Source organism: Bacillus sp. 2175, from assembly GCF_057812155.1.
On sequence record NZ_CM173819.1, the window covers coordinates 245,001 to 259,495 of the forward strand.

A 14,495-nucleotide genomic window follows, 5' to 3' on the forward strand; every position below is an offset into this window, starting at 1 on the left:
CGGATTGATACCGAATGGTATCAGTGGTAGGGGAGCGTTCTAAGGACAGTGAAGTCAGACCGTAAGGACTGGTGGAGTGCTTAGAAGTGAGAATGCCGGTATGAGTAGCGAAAGACGGGTGAGAATCCCGTCCACCGAATGCCTAAGGTTTCCTGAGGAAGGCTCGTCCGCTCAGGGTTAGTCAGGACCTAAGCCGAGGCCGACAGGCGTAGGCGATGGACAACAGGTTGATATTCCTGTACCACCTCTTTATCGTTTGAGCAATGGAGGGACGCAGAAGGATAGAAGAAGCGTGCGATTGGTTGTGCACGTCCAAGCAGTTAGGCTGATAAGTAGGCAAATCCGCTTATCGTGAAGGCTGAGCTGTGATGGGGAAGCTCCTTATGGAGCGAAGTCTTTGATTCCCCGCTGCCAAGAAAAGCTTCTAGCGAGATAAAAGGTGCCTGTACCGCAAACCGACACAGGTAGGCGAGGAGAGAATCCTAAGGTGTGCGAGAGAACTCTGGTTAAGGAACTCGGCAAAATGACCCCGTAACTTCGGGAGAAGGGGTGCTTTCTTAACGGAAAGCCGCAGTGAATAGGCCCAAGCGACTGTTTAGCAAAAACACAGCTCTCTGCGAAGCCGTAAGGCGAAGTATAGGGGGTGACACCTGCCCGGTGCTGGAAGGTTAAGGAGAGGGGTTAGCGTAAGCGAAGCTCTGAACTGAAGCCCCAGTAAACGGCGGCCGTAACTATAACGGTCCTAAGGTAGCGAAATTCCTTGTCGGGTAAGTTCCGACCCGCACGAAAGGTGTAACGATTTGGGCACTGTCTCAACCAGAGACTCGGTGAAATTATAGTACCTGTGAAGATGCAGGTTACCCGCGACAGGACGGAAAGACCCCGTGGAGCTTTACTGTAGCCTGATATTGAATTTTGGTACAGTTTGTACAGGATAGGCGGGAGCCATTGAAACCGGAGCGCTAGCTTCGGTGGAGGCGCTGGTGGGATACCGCCCTGACTGTATTGAAATTCTAACCTACGGGTCTTATCGACCCGGGAGACAGTGTCAGGTGGGCAGTTTGACTGGGGCGGTCGCCTCCTAAAGTGTAACGGAGGCGCCCAAAGGTTCCCTCAGAATGGTTGGAAATCATTCGTAGAGTGCAAAGGCATAAGGGAGCTTGACTGCGAGACCTACAAGTCGAGCAGGGACGAAAGTCGGGCTTAGTGATCCGGTGGTTCCGCATGGAAGGGCCATCGCTCAACGGATAAAAGCTACCCCGGGGATAACAGGCTTATCTCCCCCAAGAGTCCACATCGACGGGGAGGTTTGGCACCTCGATGTCGGCTCATCGCATCCTGGGGCTGTAGTCGGTCCCAAGGGTTGGGCTGTTCGCCCATTAAAGCGGTACGCGAGCTGGGTTCAGAACGTCGTGAGACAGTTCGGTCCCTATCCGTCGTGGGCGTAGGAAATTTGAGAGGAGCTGTCCTTAGTACGAGAGGACCGGGATGGACGCACCGCTGGTGTACCAGTTGTTCTGCCAAGGGCATAGCTGGGTAGCTATGTGCGGAAGGGATAAGTGCTGAAAGCATCTAAGCATGAAGCCCCCCTCAAGATGAGATTTCCCATAGCGTAAGCTAGTAAGATCCCTGAAAGATGATCAGGTTGATAGGTTCGAGGTGGAAGCATGGTGACATGTGGAGCTGACGAATACTAATAGATCGAGGACTTAACCATATAATATGTAGCAATGTTATCTAGTTTTGAAGGAATATGCCTTCATAGTTTGGTGATGATGGCAGAGAGGTCACACCCGTTCCCATACCGAACACGGAAGTTAAGCTCTCTAGCGCCGATGGTAGTTGGGACCTTGTCCCTGTGAGAGTAGGACGTCGCCAAGCTATTTATATTGTCGCGGGGTGGAGCAGCACGGTAGCTCGTCGGGCTCATAACCCGAAGGTCGCAGGTTCAAATCCTGTCCCCGCAACCAAATGGTCCCGTGGTGTAGTGGTTAACATGCCTGCCTGTCACGCAGGAGATCGCCGGTTCGACCCCGGTCGGGACCGCCATTTCATATAAAGAAAAGAACGAAACAAGTTGTTTCGTATTTTTTTATTTGTTTTAACAAAAAACTAATAAAGACAGTCAAACTATCCTTAGGACAACTCCTAAGGACTTTTTTATATATTCAAAACCTGTATAATAAAGAGCAGAGAACATTGTGAGTAAAGTAGGTGAAGTCTGTGAGTAAATATGAAGTAACAACAAAATCTTCTGAGGAAACACAAAGGTTATCAGAAAAACTAGGTAAGCTCGTAGAGGCACAAGACGTAATTATTTTAGAAGGAGATCTTGGAGCTGGTAAGACGACTTTTACAAAGGGACTAGCAAAAGGTCTTGGAGTGAAAAGAGTTGTAAATAGTCCTACCTTTAATATCATTAAAGAATATAAAGGAAGATTACCGCTATATCATATGGACGTGTATCGCTTAGCAGAAAGTGAAGAGGACTTAGGCTTTGATGAATATTTCTACGGTAAAGGAATTACGGTAGTAGAATGGGCTCATTTAATAGAGGCATATTTACCAAATGAAAAGTTACAAATTAGTTTATTCCATGCTGGAGATGACACAAGAAAAATTATACTCGAGCCAATTGGAGATCGCTATATTAGATTATGTGAGGAGCTATTACAAGATGAAAGTACTAGCAATTGATACTTCAAATTACGTAATGGGTGTATCCCTTATTGAGGAAGGAAACGTAATTGGGGAAATCATTACAAATTTAACAAAAAACCATTCTGTACGTCTTATGCCAGCTGTAGAGAAACTGTTAAAAGAGTGTGGCGTAAAACCGAAGGAATTAACTAAAATCGTTGTAGCTGCTGGACCTGGATCCTATACAGGTGTTCGCATAGGCGTGACAGCGGCGAAAACATTAGCTTGGTCACTTCAAATACCAATTGTAGGTGTATCAAGTTTAGAGGTAGTAGCTGCAAACGGTGCTAACTTTAGCGGGTTAATTTGTCCTTTATTTGATGGAAGACGTGGGCAAATTTATACTGGGTTATATACATATGAAGGAGAGCAGTTAACTTCAATAGAAGAAGACCGAATTATTCTTATTGTGGACTGGTTGCAAATGTTAAAAGATAAAGGACAGCCTGTTTTATTTATCGGTAACGATGTTAAATTGCATAAAGAAACAATTATAGAACATTTAGGTGATCAAGCTGTATTCGCTCCATTTACTAAAAATAACCCAAGACCAAGTGAGCTAGCATTCTTAGGATTACAAAAAGAAGAACAAGATGTGCATACGTTTGTTCCAAGCTATCTTCGTTTAGCTGAAGCTGAAACAAAGTGGTTAGAAAGTCAAAACAAGTAGGAGCTTGCAGAAGATGGATATGATATTTAGAAAGATGGAGCTTGATGATATTGCTCAAATTGTAGCTATTGAAGAAGCGTCTTTTTCAACTCCTTGGACTGCAGATGCCTTTCACCGTGAATTAACGATGAATGAACATGCACATTATATTGTGTTAGAAAAAGATGGTCGTGTAGTCGGGTATTGTGGATTGTGGATAATTATTGATGAATCACATATAACAAATATAGCTATTTTGCCAGAATACCGAGGTCAAAAGTTAGGAGATGCCCTATTGAAAGCAGTTATTTCTGAAGCGAAAGAACTAGGGGTAAAAACAATGACACTTGAAGTACGTGTATCAAATGAAGTAGCAAAGCAGTTATACAGAAAATACGGATTTCAAAATGGTGGGATTCGTAAACGATACTATGCAGACAATCAGGAAGATGGTCTCGTAATGTGGGTGAATATATAATGGAAAAAAATACGATTATACTTGGTATTGAAACAAGTTGTGATGAAACAGCAGTAGCAGTTGTTAAAAATGGAACGGAAATTATTGCGAATGTCGTTGCATCACAAATTGAAAGTCATAAACGTTTTGGCGGCGTTGTACCAGAGATTGCATCCCGTCATCATGTAGAAGAAATTACAGTTGTGTTAGAAGAAGCTTTAAAGGAAGCAAACATCACATTTGATGATATTGATGCAATTGCTGTAACAGAAGGTCCTGGTTTAGTAGGAGCACTTCTAATTGGAGTAAATGCAGCGAAGGCAGTAGCGTTTGCACATGATATTCCGTTAGTCGGTGTTCATCATATTGCTGGTCATATTTATGCGAACCGTTTAGTAAAAGAAGTTCAATTCCCGTTATTATCACTTGTTGTATCTGGTGGGCATACGGAACTTGTTTATATGAAAGAACATGGTTCATTCGAAGTAATTGGTGAAACACGAGACGATGCAGCTGGAGAAGCATATGATAAAGTAGCTCGTACGTTATCTATGCCATATCCAGGTGGTCCTCATATTGATCGCCTTGCACATGAAGGAGAACCGACAATTGATTTGCCTCGTGCATGGCTAGAACCGGATTCATATGATTTTAGCTTTAGTGGATTGAAATCAGCAGTTATCAACACTGTGCATAACGCAAAACAACGCGGTATAGAAATTGCGCCAGAAGATTTAGCGGCAAGTTTCCAAGAAAGTGTAATAGATGTACTTGTAACGAAAGCAGCTCGTGCAGCAGAAGCTTATAATGTAAAGCAATTACTTCTTGCTGGTGGAGTAGCTGCTAATAAAGGACTTCGTGCGCGATTAGAAGAGGAATTTGCACAAAAAGAAAACATTGAATTAATTATTCCGCCGCTATCTTTATGCACAGATAATGCAGCGATGATTGCAGCGGCAGGGACAATTGCTTATGAACAAGGTAAGCGTGCAACATTAGCCTTAAATGCAAATCCAGGATTAGATATTGAAGCATAGTTATACACATAATTAACCACAGGTTGTGGATAAAACCCATATTGTCTGTTGATAATGTGGGTTTTATTGTGTATATAAAATGTTGATAACTTTTTTATTAATTGTGGATAATGTGGAAAAGTTATTTTAAGGTTTATTTTATAAAGGTGGATATGTGTATAAACTTGTGGATAAATAGGATGATGTCAGACCTTTGTGTTTGTTCTTTTTCGGGAAATAAAAAGTAAGAAGATATCCCCGAAAAACATTTTGAAACATCCCCCTATTATAGAAGATGCTAATATTGTCAATCTTTGTCGTTAAATCGATATTTCGTGTCGAACTGTTAATATATATAGGGTTACAATAGATATATTTGAAAAATCGTTGGTATATTCTAAGTTACGATTGATATACTCAAAAAATTGTTTCTGTATTAAAAGAAAAAAAGATGTCGCATAGTCAAAAATCCTGACTTATGAGACATCTTTCTTATTTAAATATGCTTATACATGCAGCTCTTCCCATTCTGCCATACAAGTTTCAAGTTGTTCTTGTAGCGTTTGCTTTTTAGTTGTAATTTCACTAGCTTTTTCATAATCTGCATATATTTCTGGTAAGCAAAGTTGATCTTCTAACGTAGCAATTTCTTCTTCTAATTCTAATATACTTTGTTCTAGCTCTTCAATTTTTCTAGTGCGTTGACGCTCTAGTTTTTTACGCTCTTTTTCTTCTAAATAATTTAATTTCTCTTGTGCAACCACCTTTTGAACAGGAATGTCACTTTCTTGCTGTTCAAGTTCTGCACGTTCAATCATTTCATTTTTCTTTTCAACGTAGTAATCGTAATCCCCTAAATATTCCTGTGCACCTTCTGTTGATAACTCAACCACAGTCGTTGTTACACGGTTAATAAAGTAGCGGTCATGTGAGACGAATAGAAGAGTCCCTGGATAATCAATTAAAGCATTCTCCAAAATTTCTTTACTGTTTAAATCAAGGTGGTTCGTAGGTTCATCTAGAATTAATAAATTTGATTTTTGCATCATAAGTTTTGCAAGAGCTAATCGAGCTTTTTGTCCACCACTAAGGGAAGATACTGGTTTCAGTACATCATCTCCTGTGAATAAAAAATTCCCGAGTATAGTACGGATTTCTTTTTCAGGTTGCAGTGGATATTCATCCCATAGTTCATTTAAAACCCGTTTAGAAGATGTTAAGTTTGCTTGTTCTTGATCATAATAACCAACAGATACATTTGATCCGAAAGAAACATCACCATTTAATAGTGGTAACTTATTCACAATAGACTTTAACAATGTGGATTTCCCAATTCCGTTTGGACCAACTAAAGCAACACTATCTCCGCGAGTTAAGCGCATAGTTACATGTTCAATTATAGGGTTCTCATCATAGCCGATGGTTGCATCATTTACTTGTAAAACATCATTTCCACTTTGCTTTTCAATATCGAAGTGGAATGATGCTGACTTAGAATCCCCTAATGGTCTCGTTAATAATTCCATTCTGTCTAGTTGTTTACGACGACTTTGAGCACGTTTCGTTGTAGAAGCGCGAGCTATATTCTTTTGAACGAAGTCCTCAAGTTTTGCGATTTCATCTTGTTGTTTTTCGTAACGTTTCATTTCTTGCTCATATAATGCTGATTTTAAGTCTAAATATTTACTGTAGTTACCAACAAATCGTCTGCTTTCTTTATTCGAAATTTCATATACTTGTGTAACGAGTTTGTCTAAGAAATAACGGTCATGTGAAACGATTAATATTGCGCCAGGATAACCTTGTAAATATTGCTCAAGCCACGTTAATGTTTCGATGTCTAAATGGTTTGTAGGCTCATCCAAAATAAGTAAGTCTGGTTTTGTTAATAATAATTTCCCGAGAGCTAATCTTGTTTTTTGCCCGCCGCTTAAAGTAGAGATCGTCGTCTGGTGCGTTTCAACTGGGAAGCCAAGGCCGCTTAAAATGGAGCGAATATCCGCTTCATATTGATATCCACCTTGATCTTTATAATTGAGTTGCAATTGGTCATAATCAGCTAACAATCTTTCATATGTAGCTTCGTTTGAAAAGTTTTCTTCTTTTCCCATTTCTTGCTCAAGCCTTCGAAGTTTTGTCTCCATTTGCTGTAAGTGGGTAAAGACGGTTAGCATTTCATCCCAAATTGTTAAAGACGTTTCTAGTCCAGTATTTTGAGCTAAATATCCGATTGAGACATCTTTCGGTTTTATAATTTCGCCACCATCATGAGATAATTCACCAGCGATAATTTTTAATAATGTAGATTTGCCTGCTCCATTCCTTCCAACTAATGCGATACGATCTTTTGTTTGTACTTCCAATTTTATGTTTGCAAGAATCGTTTCTGCACCGTATAATTTCGAAAGCGCGTTTACTTGTAATAAAATCAATGTTTTCACCTCAAATAATTTCTTAACTTTGCCATGTTTATATTTCTCAATCATACTAAAAATAGTGTATAGTTTAAAATAAAGAGAGAATACTTCTTCTCTTTATTATACAAGGAATTTAATGAGTGCTAAACTTCTGTATTTGATTAAAGTATATGAATAAAGATAGGAAGAGAGGAGAGGTCATATGGATCAGCAAAAGATTCCACAAGCCACTGCTAAAAGATTGCCTCTATACTATCGATTTATCCAAAACTTATCTCTTTCTGGTAAGCAGCGTGTTTCATCGGCCGAATTGAGTGAGGCAGTAAAAGTAGATTCCGCAACAATACGAAGAGATTTTTCGTATTTTGGAGCGTTAGGGAAAAAGGGATATGGATATAACGTAAATTATCTATTATCATTTTTCCGCGAAACACTTGATCAAGATGATATAACACGTGTAGCACTTATTGGAGTAGGTAATTTAGGGACCGCTTTCTTACATTATAATTTCACGAAAAACAATAATACAAAAATTGAAATGGCATTTGATGTTAGTGAAGAGAAAGTTGGAACAGAAATCGGGGGCATTCCTGTATATCATTTAGATGAATTAGAAGAGAGATTATCAAATGATATACAAGTGGCAATATTAACAGTACCGGCTACAGTAGCACAAGCTGTAGCAGATAGATTAGCTGAAACGAGCGTGCATGGTATTTTGAATTTCACACCAGCGCGATTAAACGTATCAGAGAATATTAGAATTCATCATATTGACTTAGCTGTAGAGTTACAAACATTAGTTTACTTTTTGAAAAACTATCCACAATAAAACGCAGAGGAAGCGACCTCTGCGTTTTATTATTGTTTCTTCTTTGTGAATTTAATTAATATAAGGCGAAGTGCCAAATTAAAATCAATTGTTGCCATAACTGCAAATAGTATTGTCCACATATTCCAGATTGTATCTGTCACGTTCGTAATGGCGAAGCGTGTAAAGATACATCCAAGAAGGAAGTATAGTGCAGCCATGAACAATGGTGAGTTTCTCATACAAAAAATCCTCCGATAAAGCCTTGCATTTTTTCAGCTTCTTTAATCATTTCTTGAATTTGTTCATTGCTCATAAAAATTTGCCCAATAGCGACCAATGTATTCATCGCAACATGAGCTGCAATCGGAACGATAATCCGTTTCGTCTTCACATATAAGAAGGCGAATACGAGCCCCATAGCAGTGTATACCAATAAATGAGTAAAATCAAAATGAATTGCTGCGAATACAAGCGAACTAATGATAGCTGCGATAAAGAAGTTAAACTTCTTATAAAGTGCACCAAATAAAATTTTTCTAAATACGATTTCTTCTAAGATAGGTCCAATTATAGATACAACAATAAGGAACCAAGGGGTCGTTCTTGCAATCTCCATTAGTTTCATTGTATTTTCTGAACCTTGTTTAATTCCTAGCAGCTGCATCTCGATCATACCGGCAACTATTTGTGAAAAGAAAGCTAAGAAGAACCCGATGAAAATCCATCCAATAGTAGCTGGAGCAGAAGAGCGCTTTGGATCTAAATGCCTGTCACGAATATCTGTTCTAAGTAACCAAAGTACGATACATAATGCAACAAAGAAGCTAATAATTGCCCAGTGTCCCGTTATGATTTGTCCTTTTTCCTCAATGGTAAATCCTCTATTATCATAGAGTCCTGTTTTTAGGAGAAGTGGCAATCCAACAACGCCAGATAACTGCATTAAAATGTATGTAACGATAATCCACCAGTATTGTTTCTTCAAATGGTTTAACCATCCTTTCTAACTATAGTGTATGAGATAAGTTAGGATAACATGTAAATATGCTACCTACGATATAAACCTCACTTGAATTATGTTTTTTTCGTAAATCCTTATTTGAAATTATAATAGAAGACAGGAGAAAGTTGTGTGTGTAGCGAAAACAACTTAGGGTGTCCTTTCATATTGTAACATACGAGCAGTGGAAACAACGATTCATATAGTAAAGGCAGTATTCTATATAGAAAGTTTATATAGTGATTTGCGAAAAAATTATGATTTTTTTACTTGCAAAAGAAATTGAGATTATTTATTATTATAAGTGTGTTAGCACTCGGATGACTTGAGTGCTAATAAAAGAAATTTACATAACAAAATGAGGAGGTTATTGTTCATGCTAAAGCCATTAGGTGATCGCGTTGTAATTGAGCTTGTTCAAGCAGAAGAAAAAACAGCAAGTGGTATCGTATTACCAGATACTGCAAAAGAAAAACCACAAGAGGGTAAAGTTGTTGCAGTAGGTACTGGTCGAGTGCTTGAGAATGGTGAGCGTGTTGCTTTAGAGGTAGCAGCAGGTGATCTTATCATCTTCTCAAAATATGCAGGTACTGAAGTGAAATATGAAGGTACAGACTACTTGATTTTACGTGAAAGTGACATTTTAGCAGTTATCGGTTAATTATATAAATCTTAAAAAATCCAAGGGGGTCAATTATTATGGCAAAAGATATTAAATTTAGTGAAGAAGCACGTCGTTCGATGCTTCGCGGTGTCGACACTCTTGCAAATGCAGTAAAAGTAACGCTTGGACCAAAAGGTCGTAACGTTGTTCTTGAGAAAAAATTCGGTTCACCACTTATTACAAATGACGGTGTAACAATCGCAAAAGAAATCGAATTAGAAGATGCATTCGAAAACATGGGTGCGAAACTAGTAGCAGAAGTTGCTAGCAAAACAAATGACGTAGCTGGTGACGGAACAACAACTGCAACTGTATTAGCGCAAGCTATGATTCGTGAAGGTCTTAAAAACGTAACAGCTGGTGCGAACCCAATGGGTCTTCGTAAAGGTATCGAAAAAGCTGTTACTGCTGCAATTGAAGAATTAAAAACGATTTCTAAACCAATCGAAGGTAAATCTTCTATCGCACAAGTAGCTGCTATTTCTGCTGCTGACGAAGAAGTAGGTCAATTAATCGCTGAAGCAATGGAGCGCGTTGGTAACGACGGCGTTATTACTTTAGAAGAATCTAAAGGCTTCACAACAGAATTAGACGTAGTAGAAGGTATGCAATTTGATCGTGGATATGCATCTCCTTACATGATTACTGATTCTGACAAAATGGAAGCAGTTCTTGATAACCCATACATCTTAATCACTGACAAAAAGATTTCTAACATTCAAGAAATCTTACCAGTATTAGAGCAAGTGGTACAACAAGGTAAACCACTTCTTATCATTGCTGAAGATGTAGAAGGCGAAGCGTTAGCTACATTAGTAGTGAACAAACTTCGTGGTACATTCAATGTAGTAGCTGTTAAAGCTCCTGGATTTGGTGACCGTCGTAAAGCAATGCTAGAAGATATCGCGATCTTAACAGGTGGCGAAGTAATCACTGAAGAATTAGGTCGTGACTTAAAATCTGCTACAGTTGAATCTTTAGGACGCGCTGGTAAAGTTGTTGTTACAAAAGAAAACACAACTGTAGTTGAAGGTGTAGGAAGCACAGAACAAATCGAAGCTCGCATCGGTCAAATCCGTGCGCAATTAGAAGAAACAACTTCTGAATTCGATCGTGAAAAATTACAAGAGCGTCTTGCAAAACTTGCAGGTGGCGTAGCGGTAATTAAAGTAGGTGCAGCAACTGAAACTGAGTTGAAAGAACGCAAACTTCGTATTGAAGATGCACTTAACTCAACTCGTGCAGCAGTAGAAGAAGGTATCGTTGCAGGTGGTGGTACTTCACTTATGAACGTATACACAAAAGTAGCTTCTATCGTAGCTGAAGGCGACGAAGCAACAGGTATCAACATCGTACTTCGCGCACTAGAAGAGCCAGTTCGTCAAATCGCAATCAACGCTGGTCTAGAAGGATCTGTAGTTGTAGAGCGTCTAAAAGGCGAAAAAGTAGGCGTTGGTTTCAACGCAGCTACTGGCGAATGGGTTAACATGCTTGAGTCTGGTATCGTAGATCCAGCTAAAGTAACTCGTTCTGCACTTCAAAACGCAGCATCTGTTGCAGCTATGTTCTTAACAACTGAAGCTGTAGTAGCTGACAAACCAGAACCAAATGCACCAGCAATGCCTGACATGGGCGGCATGGGCATGGGTGGTATGGGCGGAATGATGTAACCATTAAGGTTAAAGCTTGATATATAAAGCTTTTGAGCCTCAATAGTTACGTTTCGGTCACGCTTTGGTCACTAATATTTAAATTACGAAGCCTTTCATTAGTTCGCTGAACTTTTGAGAGGCTTTTTCTTCCATATTTTTTGTCATGTGTGCATATATGTTCATAGTAGTTTCGATGTCTGTATGCCCTAAACGTTGTTGGATTTCTTTAATACCTACACCAGCCTCAATAAGTAACGATGTATGTGTATGCCTGAATGAATGAGGAGTAATATTTTTTGTTATATTGGATAACTTTATAAGGCGCTTTAATCTATTCTGAACCATTTTAATTACTTCGGGATAGCCGCTTGCTTTTGTAATAATAAAGCCTTGATCTACGTATTTAGGACGTGTGTATAGCTTTAACTCATTTTGTTTTGCTTTATGGCTTTTTAGCAATTTCATGATACCATGATCCATTTTAATGGTTCTGATAGAACCTTTAGTCTTTGGTGTAAGTAAATGATAGCGTTGGCTATTGTTATCTGGATTATATAACGTCTTAGTTATTTTGATAGTATTGTTTTCAAAGTCTACATCAGTCCACTTTAAAGCTAATAATTCCCCGGCACGCAATCCACTGTATGCTAAAACAGAAAAAAATACATAATCGTTATCTAATCCTTTTTCCTTTGCGACCTGTAAGAAATGCGCTAATTCTTCTTTCTCCAGGTATTTTATAGCCTTCTTATCGTTTTCTATATCTTCTACTGTCTCCACCTTTCTAGGGAGTTTTACGTTATCTGTAGGGTTGAATTTTATTATTTGTAACTCTATAGCCTTTTTAAAAATCATTCTACCTGCTGTATGGATGCCATCAAGTGTATTAAACGCATATCCTTTATCATGTAAATCATTTAAAGCTGTTTGATACATCTTTTTTGTGATATCTTTCATTTTGATGTTTGCGAAAAAGTCGACTAATTTATCCGACTGCTTTTGTCTAACACGTAGGCTACTTATTTTGGTGCTTTTGCTGTAAATGTTAAGCCACTCTTGCACAAAATCTTTAAATAATATGTCAGGTTCATTGATGTAAGTTCCATTAGCTACTTCTTGCTCTATGCTTGCTGCAGCTAATTGGGCTTCTTTTTTTGTTTTAAAACCCCTTACTTTTTTCTGCTTCCTTTTCCCTGTTGCTGGATCAATACCAATTTCAGCGATTAACAACCATTTATAGCCTTGTTTTGTTTCATACTTTTGGAATGAAGCCATTTTATCACCTCAATATAATAAATTAACTATTATAGGCAGGCAGTCCACCTATAATAGTTCATCTTGTCCAAATAACTGATTTATAGCATTAGTAGAATCTTTTTTTCTTTTTAGTTCATTGAATTCAAAATCAATAACCCTAGATATTCTTTCATAAAATTCGAGATATTCACGGCCGCTTAAAATAACATGTTCATTTGTTTCAGTGTCGGTTATTTGATTTGTACTAGTTGGACTTAAATTTAGGTGATATTCTCCGTTAGTATTAAGAGTCTCCTTATGATAACCCAGACTTTCTAAGAAGCTTTCAAAGAAGTTTAGGTCATCTGAAAGTTTTAGTAGTCCTTTAGCGGTTTTATCGTTAAATAAACTTGGCTCCTTTTCTAAAGCCTCTACACCTCTTTCAGCAATTTTCTGTTCTATTGCTTCATGATTTACAAATAAAAAAGTATCCATAGGAACATTAAGTGCCTTAGCTATATTATTCAGTACTTCAAAGGAAATTTTTCTTTTGCCGTTTTCATATTGGGAAATTGCTTGTTGAGATACTCCTATCATTTCTCCTAATACAAATGCTGAAATTCCTTTCGCCTTTCGAATTTCTTTAATTACCTTACCTATGTTTTCTTGCATGTTGTTTACCCTCCTTGCTTGTATTATATGGAAAAATAATAAACATTACAACTAAATGAAGTAAAAATAAATAAAAACCGTTGACACAACAACTCAATGAGGTATATTATTGTCTTACAACAAGAAAATACAACAAATAGTAGTAAAAATCATCAAAAGTTATGTATATCTATCATATTGAATGTTTTACTTTAAAGAACTTATTAAAAAGGAGGGTGAGTAGTGAATTTAAAATTTGAGTTACCAGATGATACGTTGATAACTTCTCGTTCTGATTTGAAAAGTTTATTACGTGAGTTAAAAGAGGAACTGCAGGAAGAAAAAATGCAAGATGATATTTTTACAATTAAGGAAGCAGCTGAATATATGAAAGTAAGTATTCCAACCGTACGATCATTAATAGCTACAAATGAAATACCTTATTTTAAAAGGGGACAAGTTATTCGTTTGAATCGTTGGGATATCCTTGACTGGATGCGTAAGGATAAATAGGAAACTATGAAAATATAAAAAGCTACTAATATTTTGTTGGTCAGATGGTCTATTGCGGACCGAACATAAATGCAATGTTGGAAATGATAGCTGAAAAAAAGACGGTTGCAACGTCAAATTAAAAAAATGAGGTGAATACATATGAACGGAGTATTGTCTGCAACGAGGTTAATGAAGGCGCATGAAATTGTAAAACGATGTGCTGTAGCAAGAAAAAATCCTGAGATTTTAGAAGCTATGGAGTTTGAAGCTAAGAAAAGATTATACGAAATTAACAATAGTAAATAAGGAGCGTTAGAAATATGGATCAATTAGTAGCAGTCAATGAACAACCAAATTTAAAAAATTTCACAAGTGAACTTGATGGTGAATTAGGATCGCTGGGAGTAAGCGTTGCGACTTTAACAGATGTAGAAGTTCTTTTAGCGCACTTAGTAGAGGATATGGATACAGCGGTATACAAAGGTGAGGAAATTTATTGTTTTCGTGGGTTTCATAGAAAGCTAAGAGTGTATTGGCGCCTGCTCAATCATACGATGAATGAATTAAATAAAGAATATGAAAGAGTAGATGAAATTAAAGATGGATTATTTAAAGAGGTAGTAAAGAATGGTGAAAAAAGACAATAAAAAAAGATATATGAACTGCGAATTCATATATCCTCAAGAACAATTATTTATCTACTTATATTTTAACATTGAGTTCGTCTTGTGACAAGGGAGGTGA

The 14,495-nt window shown here is 37.9% G+C and carries 15 protein-coding genes, 2 tRNA genes and 2 rRNA genes (1 of these 19 only partly in view); 14 read left to right on the top strand and 5 right to left on the bottom strand.

Going from position 1 to position 14,495, the window contains the following annotated elements:
- The 8 genes from ACXKY9_RS01435 to tsaD all read left to right on the top strand — a co-directional run.
- A 23S ribosomal RNA gene (locus ACXKY9_RS01435) occupies nt 1-1,717 on the top strand; it begins 1,206 nt to the left of the window's first position.
- 48 nt (nt 1,718-1,765) lie between these two features.
- A 5S ribosomal RNA gene (rrf, locus tag ACXKY9_RS01440) occupies nt 1,766-1,881 on the top strand.
- Between the two features lie 12 nt (nt 1,882-1,893).
- Nucleotides 1,894-1,970, top strand: a tRNA-Met gene (locus tag ACXKY9_RS01445).
- A 3-nt stretch (nt 1,971-1,973) separates the two neighbouring features.
- A tRNA-Asp gene (locus tag ACXKY9_RS01450) sits at nt 1,974-2,049 on the top strand.
- Nucleotides 2,050-2,223: 174 nt separating this feature from the next.
- Nucleotides 2,224-2,697, top strand: coding sequence for a tRNA (adenosine(37)-N6)-threonylcarbamoyltransferase complex ATPase subunit type 1 TsaE (tsaE, locus tag ACXKY9_RS01455; protein ID WP_000049649.1), 474 nt, complete (start codon nt 2,224-2,226; stop codon nt 2,695-2,697).
- The gene (gene tsaB / locus ACXKY9_RS01460; protein WP_000865756.1) at nt 2,678-3,370 is read left to right on the top strand and encodes a tRNA (adenosine(37)-N6)-threonylcarbamoyltransferase complex dimerization subunit type 1 TsaB; all 693 of its coding nucleotides are present in this window, start codon (nt 2,678-2,680) and stop codon (nt 3,368-3,370) included. The genes tsaE and tsaB overlap by 20 nt, the downstream gene beginning before the upstream one ends.
- Nucleotides 3,371-3,383: 13 nt before the next feature.
- Entirely contained in the window at nt 3,384-3,827 is a 444-nt protein-coding gene (rimI, locus tag ACXKY9_RS01465) for a ribosomal protein S18-alanine N-acetyltransferase (RefSeq protein ID WP_000367190.1), read from the top strand.
- Complete coding sequence (gene tsaD, locus ACXKY9_RS01470) at nt 3,827-4,843, top strand: tRNA (adenosine(37)-N6)-threonylcarbamoyltransferase complex transferase subunit TsaD (protein ID WP_000414585.1); 1,017 nt, start codon at nt 3,827-3,829, stop codon at nt 4,841-4,843. The genes rimI and tsaD overlap by 1 nt, the downstream gene beginning before the upstream one ends.
- A 485-nt stretch (nt 4,844-5,328) precedes the next feature.
- Here tsaD and ACXKY9_RS01475 read toward each other — a convergent pair whose 3' ends face one another.
- A complete protein-coding gene (locus tag ACXKY9_RS01475; protein WP_000602145.1) occupies nt 5,329-7,254 on the bottom strand; it encodes an ABC-F family ATP-binding cassette domain-containing protein in 1,926 nt (641 codons plus the stop codon).
- A gap of 187 nt (nt 7,255-7,441) precedes the next feature.
- Here ACXKY9_RS01475 and ACXKY9_RS01480 point away from each other — a divergent pair, with 187 nt between their 5' ends.
- Nucleotides 7,442-8,071: a redox-sensing transcriptional repressor Rex gene (locus ACXKY9_RS01480; RefSeq protein ID WP_000372699.1), complete on the top strand. Its 630-nt coding sequence runs from the start codon at nt 7,442-7,444 to the stop codon at nt 8,069-8,071.
- A 29-nt stretch (nt 8,072-8,100) separates the two neighbouring features.
- On the opposite strand, the gene ACXKY9_RS01485 is transcribed toward ACXKY9_RS01480, so the two are convergent.
- Complete coding sequence (locus tag ACXKY9_RS01485) at nt 8,101-8,292, bottom strand: YdiK family protein (protein ID WP_001246200.1); 192 nt, start codon at nt 8,290-8,292, stop codon at nt 8,101-8,103.
- Complete coding sequence (locus ACXKY9_RS01490) at nt 8,289-9,038, bottom strand: CPBP family intramembrane glutamic endopeptidase (protein ID WP_000745326.1); 750 nt, start codon at nt 9,036-9,038, stop codon at nt 8,289-8,291. Before ACXKY9_RS01490 ends, ACXKY9_RS01485 begins: the two co-directional genes overlap by 4 nt.
- Nucleotides 9,039-9,429: 391 nt before the next feature.
- Between ACXKY9_RS01490 and groES the strand changes: the two genes are divergently transcribed.
- Together groES and groL are read left to right on the top strand one after the other, a co-directional pair.
- A complete protein-coding gene (gene groES / locus ACXKY9_RS01495; protein ID WP_000917311.1) occupies nt 9,430-9,714 on the top strand; it encodes a co-chaperone GroES in 285 nt (94 codons plus the stop codon).
- A gap of 38 nt (nt 9,715-9,752) precedes the next feature.
- On the top strand, nt 9,753-11,387 hold the full coding sequence (gene groL / locus ACXKY9_RS01500) for a chaperonin GroEL (protein WP_001029993.1): 1,635 nt from the start codon (nt 9,753-9,755) through the stop codon (nt 11,385-11,387).
- 78 nt (nt 11,388-11,465) lie between these two features.
- Here the strand turns inward: groL and ACXKY9_RS01505 are convergent, their stop codons facing one another.
- Both ACXKY9_RS01505 and ACXKY9_RS01510 read right to left on the bottom strand, forming a co-directional pair.
- On the bottom strand, nt 11,466-12,644 hold the full coding sequence (locus ACXKY9_RS01505) for a site-specific integrase (protein ID WP_016090299.1): 1,179 nt from the start codon (nt 12,642-12,644) through the stop codon (nt 11,466-11,468).
- A 48-nt stretch (nt 12,645-12,692) separates the two neighbouring features.
- The gene (locus tag ACXKY9_RS01510) at nt 12,693-13,277 is read right to left on the bottom strand and encodes a helix-turn-helix domain-containing protein (RefSeq protein ID WP_016090298.1); all 585 of its coding nucleotides are present in this window, start codon (nt 13,275-13,277) and stop codon (nt 12,693-12,695) included.
- A 222-nt stretch (nt 13,278-13,499) separates the two neighbouring features.
- Between ACXKY9_RS01510 and ACXKY9_RS01515 the strand changes: the two genes are divergently transcribed.
- The 3 genes from ACXKY9_RS01515 (at nt 13,500) to ACXKY9_RS01525 (ending at nt 14,398) form a co-directional block, all read left to right on the top strand.
- Nucleotides 13,500-13,769 carry a helix-turn-helix domain-containing protein gene (locus ACXKY9_RS01515; protein WP_016090297.1) on the top strand — a complete coding sequence of 90 codons (270 nt, stop codon included), beginning with the start codon at nt 13,500-13,502 and terminating at the stop codon, nt 13,767-13,769.
- 141 nt (nt 13,770-13,910) lie between these two features.
- Complete coding sequence (locus tag ACXKY9_RS01520) at nt 13,911-14,057, top strand: hypothetical protein (RefSeq protein ID WP_016090296.1); 147 nt, start codon at nt 13,911-13,913, stop codon at nt 14,055-14,057.
- A 14-nt stretch (nt 14,058-14,071) separates the two neighbouring features.
- A complete protein-coding gene (locus tag ACXKY9_RS01525) occupies nt 14,072-14,398 on the top strand; it encodes a hypothetical protein (RefSeq protein ID WP_016090295.1) in 327 nt (108 codons plus the stop codon).
- The last annotated feature ends 97 nt before the right edge of the window (nt 14,399-14,495 follow it).